Below are 17,329 nucleotides of genomic sequence, written 5' to 3'. Positions count from 1 at the left end.
ATGGCCGAGACGCCGATCCCTGTCCGCACCTGTGTGGGCTGCCGACGACGCGCCCCGGTCACCGAACTGCTGCGCGTCGTCGTGCGGGACTCCCGGCTCACCCCGGACCCCGCCCGGCGGCTCCCGGGACGGGGTGCCTCCGTGCACCCCACCCCCGAGTGCCTGCGCGCAGCGGATCGGCGTCGGGCCTTCCCGCGGGCGCTGCGCGTCAGCGCCCCGCTGGAGACCGGACCGCTGCAGGACCACGTCGACCCGGCGCGGACCGGCAGTGCACAGCACCAACCGTCGGACCGGCACCCGGCCGGTCCGCTCGTCGAGAGCAGGACGTCCTCGGATGACCCACCCGTGAAGTCGCACCGATGACCATGTACCACTGACGACGAGGTCGAGCGGGCTAGCCGCCGGCCTCACCACTGAGGAGACCCGTGCCAGGCAAAGCCCGCGTACACGAGCTCGCTAAAGAGCTCGGTGTCGACAGCAAGGCCGTACTCGCCAAGCTCAAGGAGCAGGGCGAGTTCGTGAAGTCCGCATCGTCCACCGTCGAGGCCCCCGTGGCCCGCCGTCTGCGCGAGGCCTACGGGTCCACGACGCCGACCCCAGGTCCCCGGCCCGCCCCGCGCCCGGCCGCCCCGGCGCCTGCGGCCCCGGCGGCCAGTGCCCCGACCGCGCCGGCGCAGTCCGCGCCCCCCGCAGCTCCGGCTGTCTCGACCCCTGCCCCCGGACCCCGTCCGGTGGGCCGCCCGCCGGGTGCTGCCCCGCGGCCCGGCCCGCGGCAGGCCCCGGCCCCGCAGGCCCCCGCAGCCCAGGCACCCGCCGCGCAGGCGCCGGCTGCCCAGGCTCCGGCTGCCCAGGCCCCCTCCACCCAGACCCGTCCGGGCCAGGGTGCGCCGGGCCAGGGTGCTCCGCGTCCGGGTGCCCCCCGGCCGGCTGCCCCCGGCGGCTCGGCGCCCACCCAGGCCGGTCCCGGCCAGGGCGCCCCGCGCCCCGGCGGTGCCGCTCCGCGGCCCGGCCCCCGTCCGGCCCCGCGGCCGGGCAACAACCCCTTCAGCAGTGCGCCGCGTCCCGCCGCGCCCGGCCGCCCCGGCGGTCAGGCCCCCGGCGGCAGCGCGCCCGCGCAGGGTGCCCCGGGCCAGGGCGGTCCCCGTCCGGCCCCCGGTGCCGGTGGGCCCCGTCCGCCGTCGGGCCCCGGTGGCCCGCGTCCGGCTGCCGGTCCCGGTGGACCGCGCCCCAACCCGGGCATGATGCCGCAGCGTCCCAGCCCGGGCATGATGCCCGGCCGGGCTGCCGGTCGTCCCGGTGCCCCCGGTGGCCGTGGCCGTCCGGGTGCCCCCGGTGCCGGTGGCGGCTTCCGCCCCGGTGGCGGTGGCGGTGCCCCCGGTGGCGGCGGCGCTCCCGCGGGCGGTTTCCGTCCCGGTGGTGGCGGTCGCGGCCGTGGTCGCGGTGGCTCCGGTGCCGGTACCGCGGGTGCCTTCGGGCGTCCCGGTGGTCGCGGACCCGTCCGCGGGCGCAAGAGCAAGAAGCAGCGGCGTCAGGAGTTCGACTCCATGTCGGCGCCCTCGATGGGTGGCGTCAGCCTGCCCCGCGGCAACGGGCAGACCGTCCGGCTGCCCCGCGGTGCCTCGCTGACCGACCTCGCCGAGCGGATCGACGCGCAGCCGGCCGCGCTGGTGACCGCCCTGTTCCACCTGGGCGAGATGGTCACCGCCACGCAGTCGGTGAACGAGGACACGCTCCAGCTCCTCGGTGCCGAGATCGACTGGGTCATCCAGGTCGTGAGCCCCGAGGACGAGGACCGCGAGCTCCTCGAGACCTTCGACCTCACCTTCGGCGACGAGGAGGGCGACGAGACCGACTGGGACTGGCGTCCGCCGGTCGTCACGGTCATGGGTCACGTCGACCACGGCAAGACCAAGCTGCTGGACGCCCTCCGCAACACGAACGTCGTGGCGAAGGAGGCCGGTGGCATCACCCAGCACATCGGCGCCTACCAGATCGTCACCGAGCTGGACGGCGTCGAGCGGCCGATCACCTTCATCGACACCCCGGGTCACGAGTCGTTCACCGCGATGCGTGCCCGTGGCGCCAAGGTGACCGACATCGTGGTGCTGGTCGTGGCCGCCGACGACGGCGTCATGCCCCAGACGGTCGAGGCGCTCAACCACGCCCAGGCCGCCCAGGTGCCGATCGTGGTCGCGGTGAACAAGGTGGACAAGGAGGGGGCCAACCCCGCCAAGATCCGCCAGCAGCTCACCGAGTACGGCCTGGTCGCCGAGGAGTACGGCGGCGAGACGATGTTTGTCGACGTCTCGGCGACGGCGCGCACCGGCCTGGAGGACCTCGAGGCCGCGGTGCTGCTGACCGCCGATGCGTCGCTGGACCTGCGCGCGAACACCGAGCAGGACCCGCAGGGCGTCGTCATCGAGGGCAAGCTGGACAAGGGTCGGGGCCCCGTCGCCACGGTCCTGGTCCAGCGCGGCACGCTCCGCGTCGGCGACTCGATCGTGGCCGGCGACGCCTACGGTCGCGTCCGGTCGCTGCTCGACGAGCACGGCAACAAGCTGAAGGAGGCCCTGCCGGCCCGCCCCGTGCAGGTCGTGGGTCTCACCTCGGTGCCCCGCGCCGGCGACACGTTCCTCGTCGTCGAGGAGGACCGCACGGCCCGGCAGATCGCCGACCGCCGCCAGGCCCGGATCCGCAACGCGCAGAACGCCTCGGCGCGCAAGCGGATCAGCCTCGAGGACCTGGACGCAGCCCTCAAGGAGAGCCGCGAGCTCAACCTGATCATCAAGGGCGACAACTCCGGCACCGTCGAGGCGCTGGAAGAGGCGCTCATGAAGATCGAGGTCGACGACGACCTGTCGCTGCGGGTCATCCACCGCGGCGTCGGCGGGATCACCAAGAGCGACATCGACCTGGCGCTGGCCGACGACGTCATCGTCCTGGGCTTCAACGTCCGGGCCGAGGGCCAGGCCACCGAGCTCGCCAACCGCGAAGGCGTGGACGTCCGGTACTACTCGGTCATCTACCAGGCCATCGAGGAGATCGAGGCCGCGCTCAAGGGCATGCTCAAGCCGATCTACGAAGAGGTCCAGCTGGGCCGCGCGGAGGTCCGCGAGGTCTTCCGGGTGCCCAAGATCGGCAACGTCGCGGGTTCGCTGGTGCGCAGCGGCACGATCGTGCGCAACAGCAAGGCCCGGCTCATCCGCGACGGTGCGGTCGTCGCCGACAACCTGTCGGTCGACTCGCTCCGCCGCTTCAAGGACGACGCGACCGAGGTCCGCGAGGGCTACGAGTGCGGCATCGGGCTGGGGTCGTTCAACGACATCAAGCCCGAGGACGTCATCGAGACGTTCGAGCTGCGCGAGAAGCCCCGCGCCTGACGGACGGGACCCCGCTGCCTCCGGGCAGCGGGGTCCCTCCCGCACGTCCACCGGGAGGTTCGGTTGTTCACCGGTTCGCTGACCGCTGACCTGCTGCTCGGTGACGTGCACTCGCTGAAGGGCAAGCGCGCCGTGGTGAAGCCGATCGTGGCCGAGCTGCGGCGCCGCTTCGCCGTCGCGGCGGCGGAGGTCGGCGACCAAGACCTGCACCGCCGCGTGCAGGTCGGGGTCGCCACCGTGGCCGGCGAGGCCAGGCAGGTGACCGACGTCCTGGACGCGTGCGAACGGATGCTGGCCGAACGGCCCGAGGTGACCCTGCTGGCCACCCACCGACAACTGATCAGCGACACCGATTCCTGAGAGGTCCTCGCTATGGCCGACGCGGCCCGTGCACGGAAGCTGGCGGTGCGCATCCGCCAGATCGTCTCCGCCACGATCGAGATGCAGATCAAGGACCCCCGGCTGGGGATGGTCACCATCACCGACTCGCGGGTGACCAGCGACCTGCGCGAGGCCACGCTGTTCTACACCGTGTACGGCGACGCCGAGGCCGTCGCCGACTCCGCGGCGGCGCTGGCCAGCGCGACGGGGGTGCTGCGCTCCACGGTCGGCAAGCAGACCGGCATCAAGTTCGTCCCCACGCTGGAGTTCATCGCCGACGTCGTCCCGGACACCGCCCGCGAGCTCGAGGAGGCCCTCGAGCGGGCCCGCCGGGCCGACGAGGAGCTGGCCCGGGCCCGGGAGGGTGCCGCCTACGCCGGCGACGCCGACCCGTACCGCAAGCCCGCCCTCGACGACGAGGACGACGACGGCACCGAGGGCACCACCGACGACGTCACCGACGGCACCGCCGACGGCGGCGTCCCGGCCGACGACGAGCTCGACACCCACCGGCAGAGGAGCACCCCGTGACCGAGGCGGTCGACCCCGACCCGAACACCCCGCAGGAGGACCAGCCGGGCTCGACCCTGGGTGGTCGGACCGTGCCGGGGGACCGGCGTGACCCCACCGCGGGCGGTCGGGACGGCGAGGCCGGCTCCGCCGACCCGGCCACCGACCCGAACGCGGCCTCCATCGCCGCCGACGAGCCCACCGACGGCGGCCCGCCCATCCCGGTCGCCGGCGGCTCGCCCGGCGAGGAGCCCGACGAGGTCCCGCACGCCTCGTCCGGCCCGACCGACAGCTGATCCCGGTGGCCCCCGAGGGTGCCCTGGGTGCCGCGGTCGCCCTGCTGTCCCGGGCCGCCGACGACGGCGCGGTCGTCGTCCTGTCGGCGCACGTGCAGCCCGACGCCGACGCCCTGGGCAGCACGCTGGCGCTGGCCGAGGGGCTGCGCCGGCGCGGGGCCCGGGTCACCGCGACCTTCCCGGGGCCGTTCGTGCTGCCCGCCTCGCTGGGGTGGCTGCCCGGCGCCGACCGCCTGGTGCCCGCCGACGCGTTGCCCGTCGCCCCTGACCTCGTGGTCGGGCTGGACGCCGCCGACCTCCGCCGGCTCGGCGAGGTCGGACCGGTGCTGGCCGCGGCCCCGCAGTCCCTCGTCGTGGACCACCACGCGTCCAACCCCGGCTTCGGCGCGGTCCGGCTGATCGACGCCGACGCCGCGGCCACCGTCGTCCTGGTCGCGGACCTGCTCGACGGCCTCGGCGTCGACCTGGACGTCGACCTCGCCACCTGCCTGTACGCGGGGCTGGCGGCCGACACCGGGTCCTTCCGCTTCGGCAACACCTCCCCGGGTACGCACGCCCTGGCCGGCCGGTTGCTGGGCACCGGGATCGACCACGCCCGGATCAGCCAGCGGTTGTTCGACACCGCGCCCTTCGGCTGGCTGGCGCTGCTGTCGCTGGCGGCCGGCCGGGCCGCGCTGGAGACCGGCACCGGCGCCGGCCTGGTGTGGACCTGGGCGACCGCTGCCGAGGCCGCCGGGCACGGGTTGGCCGCCGACCACCTGGAGGCCCTGGTCGACGTGGTGCGCTCGGCGCAGGAGGCCGACGTGGCCTGCGTGCTCAAGGGCGACGACGACGGCAGCTGGAACGTCTCGCTGCGCTCCCGGGGCGGCACCGACGTGTCCGCGATCGCGCAGGCGCTCGGCGGCGGCGGCCACCGGATGGCCGCCGGCTTCACCTCCCACGTCGGCCGCGAGGAGACGATGGCCGCCATTCGGGGACACCTGATGTCGGCCTCCGGCCTCCACCCGCGGCCAGGGGCCGTCCCCGACCGGGCATGAGCCGGCTCGGACGACCCGGTCGGGAGCCCTCCGGGCCCCGCGACCGGTCCGTCCCCGCCCTGGCGCTGCCGGCGCTGGTCGTCCTGGCGGCCGAGCCGCTGTACCTGCTGGTCGACACCGCGGTCATCGGCCACCTGGGCACCGTCCAGCTGGGCGGGCTGGCCGTGGGCGGTGGGCTGCTCGCCCCGGTCGTCGGGCTGCTGAACTTTCTGGCCTACGGGACGACGGCCCGCGCGGCCCGGCGGGCGGGCGCCGGGGACCGGGCGGGCGCCGTCGCCGAGGGCGTGCAGGCCACCTGGCTGGCCCTGGGCCTCGGCCTGCTGGGCGTCCTGGGCTTCCAGCTCGCCGCCGGACCGCTCACCCGGCTGCTCGCCGGCGGGGCGGGACCCGTGGCGTCGGCGGCCGAGGGGTGGCTGCGGATCGCCGTCCTCGGCCTGCCCATGCTGCTGGTCGCCCTGGCCGGCAACGGTTGGCTGCGCGGGGTCGCCGAGCTGCGCCGCCCGGTCCGGTTCGTCGTGGCCGGGAGCCTGGTGAGCCTGGCGCTCAACCCCCTGCTGGTCTACCCCGCCGGGCTGGGGCTGGAGGGTTCGGCGGTGGCCAACGTCGCCGGCCAGACCGTGTCCGCCGTCCTTTTCCTGGCCACCCTGCGCCGCGAGGGCGTCCCGCTGCGGCCCCGGCTGCCGGCGGTCCTCGCCCAGCTGACGATCGGCCGCGACCTGCTGCTGCGCGCCGCCGTCCTGCAGGGCGCCTTCGCGGTGGCCGCCGCCGTGGTGGCCCGGTCGAGCACCGCGGAGCTCGGCGCCCACCAGATCGCGCTGCAGCTGTGGCTCTTCCTGGCCCTGGTCCTGGACGCCTACGCGATCGCCGCGCAGACCCTCGTGGGCCAGGCGCTGGGTGCCGGCCGGGTGGACGAGGCCCGCGGCGCTGCCCTGCGGGTCGCCCGGTGGGGGCTGGGCACCGGGGTGGTCGTGGCGGCGGCCCTGCTGCTGGCCCGTCCGGTGGTGGTCCCGCTGTTCACCGACGACCCGGCCGTGCTGGCCCAGGCCGCGGTCGTCTGGTGGTTCCTGGCCCTGATGCAGCCGGTGGCCGGTGTGGTGTTCGCGCTGGACGGCGTCCTCATGGGCGCCGGCGACGTGGCCTACCTGCGAACGGTGACCATCGGCTCCTCGCTGGTCGGCTTCGTCCCGCTGTCGCTGCTGTCGGTCCCGCTGGGCTGGGGGCTGCCCGGGGTGTGGAGCGGGCTGACCCTGTTCGTCGCGCTCCGGCTGGTGGCGGTGGTGGCCCGGGTGTCCGGCCACCGGTGGACCTCTGCGACGGTGGTCCGGTGAGCCCGAGGAAGCCCGACGCCGACGTCCCGCCCGGCCTGCTGGTCGTGGACAAGCAACCGGGGATGACCTCCCACGACGTGGTGGCGATCGCCCGGCGGGTGCTCTCGGTGCGCAAGGTGGGCCACGCCGGGACGCTGGACCCGATGGCCACCGGCGTCCTCGTGCTGGGCGTCGGCACCGCGACCCGGCTGCTGGGGTACCTGTCGGGGAACGACAAGAGCTACGCGGCCACCGTCCGGTTCGGCCAGACCACGGTCACCGATGACCGGGAGGGCGAGGTGCTCGAGACCACCTCCGCCGCGCACCTCGCCGACGACGACGTCCGCGCGGCGCTGGCCGCCCAGACCGGGCCCCTGCAGCAGGTGCCGTCCTCGGTCAGCGCGGTGAAGGTCGACGGCGTGCGCTCCTACGACCGGGTGCGGGCCGGCGAGGAGTTCGAGCTGGCCGCCCGCTCGGTCACCGTGCACGCCCTCGCCGTGCACGGGATCCGCCGTCCGACCGCGGACCTGGTCGACGTGGACGTCGACGTCACCTGCTCCACCGGCACCTACATCCGGGCCATCGCCCGGGACGCCGGGGCCGCCCTGGGCGTGGGCGGCCACCTCACGGCGCTGCGGCGCACCCGGTCGGGTCCCCTCGACGAGGCGGTGGCCCGGCCGGTCGAGGAGGCCGCCGCGGCGCTGCTGGCCGGCGGCGGTACCGGGTTCGTGCCGCTGACCACCGCCGCGACCGCGGTCTTCCCCGAGCGCCGGGTGACCGCCGCGGAGGCGGTGGACCTCGGCCACGGCAAGCGGGTCGCGGCGACCGGGGCGCCCGGCCTGCACGCGGCCGTCGACCCCGACGGGCGGCTGGTCGCCCTCGTCGAGGACGCCGGGACGACGGCCCGGGTCGGGGTCGGCTTCCCCGCCTGAACGGGCTGCGGACCCCCGGGGGCTGGGGCAGGCTGGAGGCATGAGCGTCGTGAAGATCAACGTGCTGACCGTGCCGGCCGAGGCCCGCGAGCGGTTGGAGGACCGCTTCAGCAACCGGGCCGGGGCCGTGGAGGCCTCCGACGGGTTCGAGTGGTTCGAGCTGCTCCGCCCGGTGGAGGGCACCGACTCCTACCTCGTCTACACCCGCTGGCGCAGCGAGGCCGACTTCGAGGCGTGGCAGAACGGGCAGGACTTCGCCCGGGGCCACTCCGGCGGCGGGTCGGGGATGGCCCCGGCCGCCACCGGGTCCAGCGTGTGGTCCTTCGAGGTGGTCACCCAGGCGTCGCCGAAGGCATGACGGCCCGTTCGACGTCCCGTTCGACGTCCCGGACCGTGGTCGCCCCCCGGACGGCGGCCGCCCAGCGCTCCTCCCGCCCGGCGGGGGTGAGCACCTGGTCGGCCGTCGTGGCCACGAAGTCGGCGACGACGGCGGCGAACCGGGCCGGGTCGTCGACCTGCGGGAAGTGCCCGGCCCCGGCGAAGACCTCCAGCCGGCTGCCGGGCAGCTGAGCGTGCAGGTCGTGGGCGTGCCGCACCGGGATGACGGTGTCCGAGCCGCCCCAGACCAGCAGGAGCGGGAGGGCCTCGGCGAGGTAGAGGCGGTCGGCGGCGCTCACCCGCTGGCCCCCGGCGTCCAGGACGGCGCGGGCGGTGTGCACGAAGGCCGCGCGGGAGTCCGCGTCGGCGAGCGTGTCCAGCCCGGTGACCACCTGGGTGGTGCCCGGCGGGGTGAAGCGCTGCAGCGGGCCCAGCACCTGCCGGCCCGCCGCGCGGGTCCAGCGGTTGAACACCGCGGGCAGCACCCACTCCGCGCCCGGCAGGGTCACGGCGCGGAGGGCGGGGGAGACGTCGCGGCCCAGGCCGCCGGAGTCCACCAGCACCAGCCGCTCGACCAGGGCGGGGAACTGGTGGGCGAACTGCAGGGCGATGCCCCCGCCCAGGCTGTGCCCCACCACGGTGGCGGCCTCGGCGCCCAGCACGGTGAGCAGGTCGCGCGCCTGGGTGGCGAACGAGCCCAGGCTGTAGTCCCCGGCCGGCTTCTCCGACTGCCCGTGGCCCAGCAGGTCCGGGGCGACCACCCGGTGCGTGCGGGCCAGCTCGCCCAGCGCGGGACCGAAGCTGGCCCCGGACCCGAGCAGGCCGTGCACCAGCAGGAGCACGGGGCCGTCCACGCCGCCGATCCGGGCGTGCAGGTCGTGCCCGTGCAGGCGGACCCGGATCCGCCGCACGCGGGTCGACGTCCATGGTGTGTCCGCGGGTGACATGCACCGAGCCTAGGACGCCGGGCAGCCCGGCAGTGCAGCTCCGCCGTCGCGGCCGGGCCGGGGGACCGGGGCTAGTCTCGGGTCGCCGGGCACGTGCCCGGCGTCGTCCCGATCCGAAGTGGGAGCCATGACCGACATGCTCAGCCCCAGCCGTACCTCCTCGCGCACCTTCGCCGAGGGCGTGCCGGTGGTGGTGGAGCAGGCCACCCCGCGCCCGGCCGCCGAGCGCCAGCAGCTGCTGGCCGACCCGGGCTTCGGCAAGGTGTTCACCGACCACATGGTGGTCGCGCGGTACGTCGCCGGTCGGGGCTGGACCGAGGCGAAGCTGACCGGCTACGCGCCGCTGCAGCTGGACCCGAGCACCGCCGCGCTGCACTACGCGCAGTCGATCTTCGAGGGGCTGAAGGCCTACGCCCAGCCCGACGGCTCGGTCTCGATCTTCCGGCCGGAGCAGAACGCCGCGCGGATGGCCCGCGGCGCGGTCCGCATGGCCATGCCGCCGGTCCCGGCCGAGGGCTTCCTGTCCGCCGTCGACGCCCTGGTCGACGCCGACCGCGACTGGGTCCCCACCGGCCCGGACCAGACCCTCTACATCCGGCCCTACCAGCTGGCGGTCGAGCCCTTCCTGGGCGTGCGGCCGGCGGCGGAGTACCTCTTCGTCGTCATCGCCAGCCCGGCCGGGGCCTACTTCCCCCGCGGCGTGCAGCCGGTGTCGGTCTACCTCTCCGAGGACTACATCCGCGCCGCCCCCGGCGGCACCGGCGACGTCAAGTGCGCCGGCAACTACGCCGCCAGCCTGCTGGCCCAGGAGCAGGCCATCGCGGCCGGCTGCGACCAGGTCGTCTGGCTGGACGCGACGGAGAAGAAGTACGTCGAGGAGATGGGCGGGATGAACCTGTTCTTCGTCCTCGGCACCGGCGCCGACGCCGAGCTGGTCACCCCCGAGCTCACCGGCACCCTGCTGCCCGGCATCACCCGCGACTCGCTGATCACCGTGGCCCGCGAGATGGGCCACCGGGTGACCGAGCGCCGGTTCACCGTCGAGGAGTGGCGGGCCGGCGTCGCCGACGGCACGGTCACCGAGACCTTCGCCTGCGGCACCGCGGCGGTCATCACCCCGGTCGGCGAGGTCAAGGCCCGCACCGGCGACTTCACCGTGGGCGACGGCACCCCCGGCACGCTGACGATGGCGCTGCGCGAGCGGCTGCTGGACATCCAGCACGGCCGGGTCGCCGACGACCACGGCTGGCGGCACACCGTCACCGCGGGCTGAACCGGTGCAGAGATGGCGCGGGCTGGAGGCCACCCCGGCCGACCTGGGTCGCACGGTGGTCACCGTCGGCATGTACGACGGCGTCCACCTGGGGCACCAGCAGCTGGTGGCCGCGGCGGTCGCGAAGGCGCGGGGGCTGGGTCGACCGGCCCTGCTGCTGACCTTCGACCCGCACCCGGCCGAGGTGGTCCGCCCCGGCTCGCACCCGGCCATCCTCACCTCGCCGGACCGCAAGGCCGAGCTGGTCGCCGACCTGGGCGTCGATGCCATGTGCGTGCTGCCGTTCACCCCGGAGTTCAGCCGGCTGTCCCCGGAGGGCTTCACGCACACCGTGCTGGTCGAGCACCTGCACGCGGCCGCGGTGGTGGTGGGGGAGAACTTCACCTACGGCCACCTCGCCGCCGGTGACGTCGCCTCCCTGACCCGGGAGGGCCGCCGGTTCGGCTTCGCCGTCGAGGGGCTCGGGCTGCAGACCGCCAGCGCCACCGACGTGGCCGACGACGGCGAGGTCACCATCTCCTCGACCTACATCCGCGCGTGCGTCTCCGCCGGTGACATGCGCTCGGCCGCCCGTGCCCTGGGCCGCCCGCACCGGGTGGACGGCGTCGTCGTCCGCGGGGACCGGCGCGGGCGCGAGCTCGGCTACCCCACGGCCAACGTCGAGTCGCCGAAGTTCACCGCCGTCCCCGCCGACGGCGTCTACGCCGGCCGGTTGGTGCTGCAGGACCCGCACGGCCGCAGCGGCGAGAGCTTCCCCGCCGCCATCTCGGTGGGCACGAACCCGACCTTCCAGGGCACCCGGCGCACCGTGGAGGCCTTCCTGCTCGACTGGTCGGGCGACCTCTACGGCGAGCACGTCGGCGTCGAGTTCGTCGAGCGCCTGCGCCCGATGGTCGCCTACCGGGGCGTCGAGGCCCTCATCGAGCAGATGGACCAGGACGTGGTCCAGGCGCGGGTCGTCCTGCAGGTGCCGTGACGAGTGGGGCCCGGAGGGTCCCGCAAGGATCGGCAGGGGGGCTCGTCGGAGGTCGGGACGGCACCTGGCCGCGGTCGGAGTCCGCAGGACGACCATCAGCACCGTGTAACCTGGTGGGAGCGTCGGGAGACCGACGCGTGTGCATGCTGCCCCCGTGACACCGACCGGGGGCCACACGTGACCTGCCCAGGAGGCACCACATGGCGCTCGACAGCGCGACGAAGAAGCAGATCATGACCGAGTACGCCACGGTCGAGAGCGACACCGGTTCCCCCGAGGTGCAGGTCGCGATGCTGACCCGACGGATCAGCGACCTGACCGAGCACCTCAAGATGCACAAGCACGACCACCACAGCCGGCGGGGCCTGCTCCTGCTGGTGGGCCGGCGTCGCCGGCTGCTGAACTACCTGGCGAAGACCGACATCAGCCGGTACCGCTCGCTCATCGAGCGGCTCGGCCTGCGCCGCTAGCCAGTCGAGGGGACCGCTCCGCACCGCGGAGTCGGTCCCCTCACTCGTGCGGCACCCGTCGCACGGGCCCAGGCGGCCACGCCCGGCCCTGGTCGCGCCACCCCGGCGCACGGCCCGGTCCTCGGTGGTGGCCCCCGGGATGCGGCAGGCGCACGCCCCGCAGCCCGAGGGCTTCGATCGAAGACCGGTCCCAGGGACCACCCGGTGCACCGCCGCCGAACCAAGAGGGCGCCGCCGCATGCGGCGCAGGAAGAGGACACGATGTCCGCACCCACCACCGACGTCGTCGACTACGACGAGGACGGCGTCTTCACCGCCTCCGCCGTGATCGACAACGGGTCCTACGGGTCCCGCACCGTCACCTTCGAGACCGGCCGGCTGGCCAAGCAGGCCGCCGGCTCCGTCGTCGCCACCATGGGCGACACCACGCTGCTGTCGGCCACCACGGCCGGCCGCCAGCCCAAGGACCACTTCGACTTCTTCCCGCTGACGGTGGACGTCGAGGAGCGGATGTACGCGATCGGGAAGATCCCCGGTTCGTTCTTCCGCCGCGAGGGCCGCCCGTCCGAGGACGCCATCCTCACCTGCCGGCTGATCGACCGCCCGCTGCGCCCGACCTTCGCCAAGGGCCTGCGCAACGAGGTACAGGTCGTCATCACCGTGCTGAGCCTGGACCCCGACCACCTGTACGACGTGCTGGCGATCAACGGCGCCTCGGCGTCCACCCAGCTGTCGGGCCTGCCCTTCTCCGGCCCGGTCGGCGCCACCCGCGTCGCGCTGATCAACGGCCAGTGGGTGGGCTTCCCGACCCACACCGAGCTCGAGGACGCCGTCTTCGACATGGTCGTGGCCGGCCGCGTGCTGCCCGATGGCGACGTCGCGATCATGATGGTCGAGGCCGAGGCCACCGAGAAGACCATCGACCTGGTCGCCGGTGGGGCCACCGCCCCGACCGAGGAGGTCGTCTCCCAGGGCCTCGAGGCCGCCAAGCCGTTCATCAAGGCGCTGTGCGACGCCCAGTCCGCGCTGGCCGGCAAGGCCGCCAAGCCCGAGGCGCACTTCCCCCGCTTCCTGGACTACCAGGACGACGTCTACGCCGCGGTCGAGGCCCAGGCCACCGAGAAGCTCACCGCTGCCCAGGCCATCCCGGGCAAGGCCGAGCGCGAGGACGCCACCGACGCGCTCAAGGACGAGGTCAAGGCCGCGCTGGCCGACCAGTTCGAGGGTCGCGAGAAGGAGGTCTCCGGTGCCTTCCGCGCGGTGACCAAGAAGGTCGTGCGCCAGCGCATCCTGCGCGACAAGGTCCGCATCGACGGCCGCGGCGTCACCGACATCCGGCCGCTGTCGGCCGAGGTCGAGGTGCTCCCGCGGGTGCACGGCTCGGCGCTGTTCGAGCGCGGCGAGACCCAGATCATGGGTGTCACCACGCTGAACATGCTCCGCATGGAGCAGCAGCTGGACACGCTGAACCCGGTGACCCGCAAGCGCTACATGCACAACTACAACTTCCCGCCGTACTCCACCGGCGAGACCGGCCGCGTGGGTTCGCCCAAGCGTCGCGAGATCGGCCACGGTGCCCTCGCCGAGCGGGCGCTGCTGCCGGTGCTGCCCGACCGCGAGGCGTTCCCCTACGCCATCCGCCAGGTCTCCGAGGCGCTGGGCTCCAACGGCTCGACGTCGATGGGCTCGGTCTGCGCCTCCACCCTGTCGCTGCTCAACGCCGGCGTGCCGCTGCGCGCCCCGGTCGCCGGCATCGCCATGGGTCTGGTCTCCGACGAGGTCGACGGGCAGACGCAGTACGTCGCGCTCACCGACATCCTCGGCGCCGAGGACGCCTTCGGGGACATGGACTTCAAGGTCGCCGGCACCAAGGACTTCGTGACGGCGCTGCAGCTGGACACCAAGCTCGACGGCATCCCCTCCGACGTCCTCGCTGGTGCGCTGACCCAGGCCCGCGCGGCCCGGCTGCACATCCTTGACGTCATGCTCGAGGCGATCGACGGTCCCGACGAGATGAGCCCGTTCGCCCCCCGGGTGACCACGGTGCGCATCCCCGTCGACAAGATCGGTGCGGTGATCGGGCCCAAGGGCCAGATGATCAACGCGATCCAGGACGAGACCGGCGCGGACATCACCATCGAGGACGACGGCACGATCTACGTCGGCGCCTCCGACGGCCCGTCCGCCCAGGCCGCGGTCGACCGGATCAACGCCATCGCCAACCCGACGCTGCCCAAGGTCGGCGAGCGGTTCCTGGGCACGGTCGTCAAGACCACCGCCTTCGGTGCCTTCGTCTCCCTGCTGCCCGGCCGCGACGGCCTGGTGCACATCAGCAAGCTGGGCAACGGCAAGCGGATCGCCAAGGTCGAGGACGTCGCGAACGTCGGCGACAAGCTGCAGGTCGAGATCACCGACATCGACGCCCGCGGCAAGATCAGCCTGGTCCCGGTCGTCGAGGGCGGTGCCTCCGCGGAGGCGCCGGCCGAGGCCGCCGACGCCCCTGCGGGTGAGTGACCACGGCTGACACCAGCCTGGACGGCGCCGGGGTGGGTGCGGCTGCGGCCGCGCCCACCCCGGTGGTCGTCGGGCACACGGAGGTCCTCGACGTCGACGAGTTCGGCGGTCGCGTCGAGCGCACCGAGCTGCCCGGTGGGCTGCGGGTCATCACCGAGCTGATGCCCGGTGTCCTGTCGGCCACCGTGGGCATCTGGGTCGGTGTCGGCTCCCGGGACGAGACGCCGGTGCTGGCCGGGTCCTCGCACTTCCTGGAGCACCTGCTGTTCAAGGGCACCCGGTCGCGCACGGCGCTGGAGATCGCCACGGCGATGGACGCCGTCGGCGGTGAGATGAACGCCTTCACCGCCAAGGAGCACACCTGCTACTACGCCAACGTGCTCGCCAGCGACCTGCCGTTGGCGGTGACCCTGCTCGGTGACCTGGTCACCGATGCGCTCAACACCGCCCCGGACCTGGAGTCCGAGCGCACGGTGGTGCTCGAGGAGATCGCCATGCGCGACGACGAGCCCGCCGACGCCGTCCACGACCTGTTCGCCGAGACGCTCTTCGGCGACACCCCGCTGGGCCGGTCGGTGCTGGGCACGGTCGGGTCCATCGAGTCCCTGACCCGCGAGGACGTCGACGGCTGGTACCGCGGCCGGTACGCCGCCCCCTCGATCGTGGTGGCCGCCGCCGGCCGGGTCGACCACCGCGAGGTCCTGGAGCTGGTCCGGCAGGCGTTCGGCGAGCGGCTGTCCGGCGACACCCGCCCGGACCCGCTGCGCACCGGGGACGACGGGGTGTCCACCGCGCCGGCCCGGCGCACCGGCCTGATCCACCGCCGCACCGAGCAGACGCACCTGCTGCTGGGCTCGGTGGGCATGGGGCGGCTGGACGACGCGCGCTACGCCGCAGCGGTGCTGGACGCCGCCGTCGGCGGGGGGATGAGCTCCCGGCTGTTCCAGGAGATCCGCGAGAAGCGGGGCCTGGTCTACAGCGTGGGCTCCGCCCTCACGCACTACGCCGGGACCGGGGTCTTCTCCGTCTACGCAGGCTGCGCGCCCAAGCGGGTGCCCGAGGTGCTGCGGCTGATCCGGGAGTCCCTGGGTGAGGTCGCCGCGCACGGCATCACCGACGACGAGGTGGCCCGCGGCATCGGCCAGCTCAAGGGCGGCCTGGTGCTCGGTCTGGAGGACACCGGGTCCCGGATGAGCCGGCTGGGCAAGAGCGAGCTGTCCTACGGGGAGTACCTGCCGGTCACCGAGGTGCTCGCCCGGTTGGACGCCGTCGGTGCGGACGCGGTGCGGGCGGTCGCGGCCGACCTGTTCACCCGGCCGACGGCGCTGGCCGTGGTCGGGCCGTACCGGGACAAGGACCTGGAGCGGCTGTCGGCATGAGGGAGTGGTTCGGCGAGCACGGCGCACTGGCCCGCGGCGCGTTCGTGGTGACGGTGCTGGTGTCGCTCGCCGTCCTCTTCGCCCCGCCCGGCGACGTCCCGCCCAGCCCCTACGGCATCGACAAGGTCGTCCACGCGGCCCTGTTCGCCGCGCTGGCGTTCACCGCCCGCTGGGCCGGGGTGGGTCAGGCGGTCACCGCCGGGCTGGTGGTGCTCTACGGCGCCGTCAGCGAGGTGGTGCAGGGCACCGACCTAGTGCAGCGGGACGCCTCGCTGGGGGACCTGCTGGCCGACGTCGTCGGCGTCCTGGTCGGGCTGGCCCTCTGGCGGCTCGCGGAACAGGTCCGGCCGCGTCCCTGACCGGCCCGGGGTTGCATCGGCGTCCGGGGTTGGTGAGAGTGCCGACATGACCACCAGCAGCCCCACCACCCCTGCCCCTGAGGCCCCGCTCACGTCGGTCGCCGTCCTCGGGGCCCGCGGTCGCATGGGGGTGGAGGTCTGCAAGGCGGTCAACGAGGCCGAGGACCTCGAGCTCGTGGCCATGGTGGAGGGCAGCGAGTGGCTGTTCAACGTCGCCGACGGCGGCGCGCAGGTCGCGGTCGACTTCACCCGCCCGGAGTCGGTGATGGAGAACATCAGGTTCTGCATCGACCAGGGCATCCACTGCGTGGTGGGCACCAGCGGGTTCGACGAGGCCAAGATCGCCACCGTCCGGGAGTGGCTGGCGCCCAAGCCGGACCTCGGCGTCCTGATCGCGCCGAACTTCGGCATCGGTGCCGTCCTGCTGATGAAGTTCGCCGCCGAGGCGTCCCGCTTCTTCTCCTCCGTCGAGCTGGTCGAGCTCCACCACCCGGGCAAGGTGGACGCCCCGTCGGGCACCGCGACCCGGACCGCGCAGCTGATCGGCGAGGCCCGTCGCGCGGCCGGGCTCGGGCCCGCCCCGGACGCCACCCAGGCGGAGGCCTCGCTGCCGGGGGCCCGCGGGGCACTGGTCGACGGCGTGCCGGTGCACGCGGTCCGGCTCGCGGGGTTGGTCGCGCACCAGGAGGTGCTGCTCGGTACCCAGGGCGAGACGCTGACGATGCGCCACGACTCCTACGACCGGGCGTCCTTCATGCCCGGGGTGCTGCTGGCCGTGCGCGAGATCCAGCGCCGGCCCGGCCTGACCATCGGGATCGACTCCCTGCTCGGTCTCTGACCCCGTCCGCGGGGGCGGGGGACCGGGTCGAACCCGGCCCGACACCCCCGCGACACACCGCGGACACGTGACCTGCGTCGTAGACGGGTCCGGATCGGAACCTGGTTGACCTGCGGTTTGTCCTCCGCGGCCCACCGCGCCGACCCCTGCGGGCCACATCGGGGACCCCCCGGGTTTGACGACCCCCACCCCATGGCGTAACTTTCTCTTTGCGCCGGGAACGACCGAGAGGCCGGACCTGAAGCGCCGAGCAGGACAAACCAAGCCGTTCACGAAGGCCTCCGGGTCGGGTTGAACGCGCGTCCGCTCCTTGAGAACTCAACAGCGTGCCGAAAGTCAGTGCCATATGTTT

Annotated in this window: 17 protein-coding genes and 1 pseudogene; 17 read left to right on the top strand and 1 reads right to left on the bottom strand. The window is 74.3% G+C overall.

All coding sequences use genetic code 11. From position 1 onward, the window contains the following. From UXQ13_RS05570 to UXQ13_RS05525, 10 genes and pseudogenes are all read left to right on the top strand, one after another. Positions 1 to 363, top strand: coding sequence for a YlxR family protein (locus UXQ13_RS05570; RefSeq protein ID WP_336391903.1), 363 nt, complete (start codon positions 1 to 3; stop codon positions 361 to 363). A 62-nt stretch (positions 364 to 425) separates the two neighbouring features. Then, positions 426 to 569 (top strand): annotated as a pseudogene (locus UXQ13_RS05565) (translation initiation factor IF-2 N-terminal domain-containing protein); the annotation flags it as partial. Positions 570 to 1,544: 975 nt separating this feature from the next. Continuing rightward, positions 1,545 to 3,380, top strand: coding sequence for a translation initiation factor IF-2 (gene infB, locus UXQ13_RS05560; RefSeq protein WP_225234979.1), 1,836 nt, complete (start codon positions 1,545 to 1,547; stop codon positions 3,378 to 3,380). Positions 3,381 to 3,443: 63 nt separating this feature from the next. After that, the gene (locus UXQ13_RS05555) at positions 3,444 to 3,740 is read left to right on the top strand and encodes a DUF503 domain-containing protein (RefSeq protein ID WP_336391902.1); all 297 of its coding nucleotides are present in this window, start codon (positions 3,444 to 3,446) and stop codon (positions 3,738 to 3,740) included. A 12-nt stretch (positions 3,741 to 3,752) separates the two neighbouring features. After that, positions 3,753 to 4,292, top strand: a complete 540-nt coding sequence (gene rbfA / locus UXQ13_RS05550) for a 30S ribosome-binding factor RbfA (protein WP_336391901.1) — start codon at positions 3,753 to 3,755, stop codon at positions 4,290 to 4,292. Then, the gene (locus UXQ13_RS05545; RefSeq protein WP_225234982.1) at positions 4,289 to 4,567 is read left to right on the top strand and encodes a hypothetical protein; all 279 of its coding nucleotides are present in this window, start codon (positions 4,289 to 4,291) and stop codon (positions 4,565 to 4,567) included. Before rbfA ends, UXQ13_RS05545 begins: the two co-directional genes overlap by 4 nt. Positions 4,568 to 4,572: 5 nt before the next feature. Beyond that, positions 4,573 to 5,604, top strand: a complete 1,032-nt coding sequence (locus UXQ13_RS05540; RefSeq protein ID WP_336391900.1) for a DHH family phosphoesterase — start codon at positions 4,573 to 4,575, stop codon at positions 5,602 to 5,604. After that, a complete protein-coding gene (locus UXQ13_RS05535) occupies positions 5,601 to 6,932 on the top strand; it encodes an MATE family efflux transporter (protein WP_225234984.1) in 1,332 nt (443 codons plus the stop codon). The genes UXQ13_RS05540 and UXQ13_RS05535 overlap by 4 nt, the downstream gene beginning before the upstream one ends. Beyond that, positions 6,929 to 7,843 carry a tRNA pseudouridine(55) synthase TruB gene (gene truB, locus UXQ13_RS05530; RefSeq protein WP_336391899.1) on the top strand — a complete coding sequence of 305 codons (915 nt, stop codon included), beginning with the start codon at positions 6,929 to 6,931 and terminating at the stop codon, positions 7,841 to 7,843. Before UXQ13_RS05535 ends, truB begins: the two co-directional genes overlap by 4 nt. Positions 7,844 to 7,883: 40 nt before the next feature. Then, entirely contained in the window at positions 7,884 to 8,201 is a 318-nt protein-coding gene (locus tag UXQ13_RS05525; protein ID WP_225234986.1) for an antibiotic biosynthesis monooxygenase family protein, read from the top strand. Here the strand turns inward: UXQ13_RS05525 and UXQ13_RS05520 are convergent. Then, positions 8,176 to 9,132, bottom strand: a complete 957-nt coding sequence (locus UXQ13_RS05520; RefSeq protein ID WP_225234987.1) for an alpha/beta fold hydrolase — start codon at positions 9,130 to 9,132, stop codon at positions 8,176 to 8,178. The two genes, UXQ13_RS05525 and UXQ13_RS05520, sit on opposite strands and share 26 nt — an antisense overlap. Positions 9,133 to 9,295: 163 nt before the next feature. Between UXQ13_RS05520 and UXQ13_RS05515 the strand changes: the two genes are divergently transcribed. From UXQ13_RS05515 to dapB, 7 genes are all read left to right on the top strand, one after another. Then, on the top strand, positions 9,296 to 10,441 hold the full coding sequence (locus UXQ13_RS05515; RefSeq protein ID WP_225234988.1) for a branched-chain amino acid aminotransferase: 1,146 nt from the start codon (positions 9,296 to 9,298) through the stop codon (positions 10,439 to 10,441). 4 nt (positions 10,442 to 10,445) lie between these two features. Next, on the top strand, positions 10,446 to 11,417 hold the full coding sequence (locus UXQ13_RS05510) for a bifunctional riboflavin kinase/FAD synthetase (RefSeq protein WP_225234989.1): 972 nt from the start codon (positions 10,446 to 10,448) through the stop codon (positions 11,415 to 11,417). Positions 11,418 to 11,617: 200 nt separating this feature from the next. Continuing rightward, entirely contained in the window at positions 11,618 to 11,887 is a 270-nt protein-coding gene (gene rpsO, locus UXQ13_RS05505; RefSeq protein ID WP_225234990.1) for a 30S ribosomal protein S15, read from the top strand. 261 nt (positions 11,888 to 12,148) lie between these two features. Next, the gene (locus tag UXQ13_RS05500) at positions 12,149 to 14,401 is read left to right on the top strand and encodes a polyribonucleotide nucleotidyltransferase (protein ID WP_225234991.1); all 2,253 of its coding nucleotides are present in this window, start codon (positions 12,149 to 12,151) and stop codon (positions 14,399 to 14,401) included. Continuing rightward, positions 14,398 to 15,780 (top strand): M16 family metallopeptidase, encoded by a 1,383-nt coding sequence (locus tag UXQ13_RS05495; RefSeq protein ID WP_225234992.1) that lies wholly within the window; start codon positions 14,398 to 14,400, stop codon positions 15,778 to 15,780. Before UXQ13_RS05500 ends, UXQ13_RS05495 begins: the two co-directional genes overlap by 4 nt. Further along, positions 15,777 to 16,139: a VanZ family protein gene (locus UXQ13_RS05490; protein ID WP_225234993.1), complete on the top strand. Its 363-nt coding sequence runs from the start codon at positions 15,777 to 15,779 to the stop codon at positions 16,137 to 16,139. The genes UXQ13_RS05495 and UXQ13_RS05490 overlap by 4 nt, the downstream gene beginning before the upstream one ends. A gap of 46 nt (positions 16,140 to 16,185) precedes the next feature. Continuing rightward, positions 16,186 to 16,977, top strand: coding sequence for a 4-hydroxy-tetrahydrodipicolinate reductase (dapB, locus tag UXQ13_RS05485; protein ID WP_225234994.1), 792 nt, complete (start codon positions 16,186 to 16,188; stop codon positions 16,975 to 16,977). Positions 16,978 to 17,329 lie beyond the last annotated feature (352 nt).

Source organism: Klenkia terrae (assembly GCF_037083865.1).
GTDB classification, from domain to species: Bacteria; Actinomycetota; Actinomycetes; order Mycobacteriales; family Geodermatophilaceae; genus Klenkia; species Klenkia terrae.
This window is presented reverse-complemented; position numbering and strand designations above follow the sequence as displayed.

Bases quoted from the DNA above. Each gene is read 5' to 3' on its own strand.
- UXQ13_RS05570 (WP_336391903.1), top strand. From the start codon at position 1: ATGGCCGAGACGCCGATCCCTGTCCGCACCTGTGTGGGCTGCCGACGA.
- infB (WP_225234979.1), top strand. From the start codon at position 1,545: ATGTCGGCGCCCTCGATGGGTGGCGTCAGCCTGCCCCGCGGCAACGGG.
- rbfA (WP_336391901.1), top strand. From the start codon at position 3,753: ATGGCCGACGCGGCCCGTGCACGGAAGCTGGCGGTGCGCATCCGCCAG.
- UXQ13_RS05535 (WP_225234984.1), top strand. From the start codon at position 5,601: ATGAGCCGGCTCGGACGACCCGGTCGGGAGCCCTCCGGGCCCCGCGAC.
- UXQ13_RS05525 (WP_225234986.1), top strand. From the start codon at position 7,884: ATGAGCGTCGTGAAGATCAACGTGCTGACCGTGCCGGCCGAGGCCCGC.
- UXQ13_RS05515 (WP_225234988.1), top strand. From the start codon at position 9,296: ATGACCGACATGCTCAGCCCCAGCCGTACCTCCTCGCGCACCTTCGCC.
- rpsO (WP_225234990.1), top strand. From the start codon at position 11,618: ATGGCGCTCGACAGCGCGACGAAGAAGCAGATCATGACCGAGTACGCC.
- UXQ13_RS05500 (WP_225234991.1), top strand. From the start codon at position 12,149: ATGTCCGCACCCACCACCGACGTCGTCGACTACGACGAGGACGGCGTC.
- UXQ13_RS05490 (WP_225234993.1), top strand. From the start codon at position 15,777: ATGAGGGAGTGGTTCGGCGAGCACGGCGCACTGGCCCGCGGCGCGTTC.
- dapB (WP_225234994.1), top strand. From the start codon at position 16,186: ATGACCACCAGCAGCCCCACCACCCCTGCCCCTGAGGCCCCGCTCACG.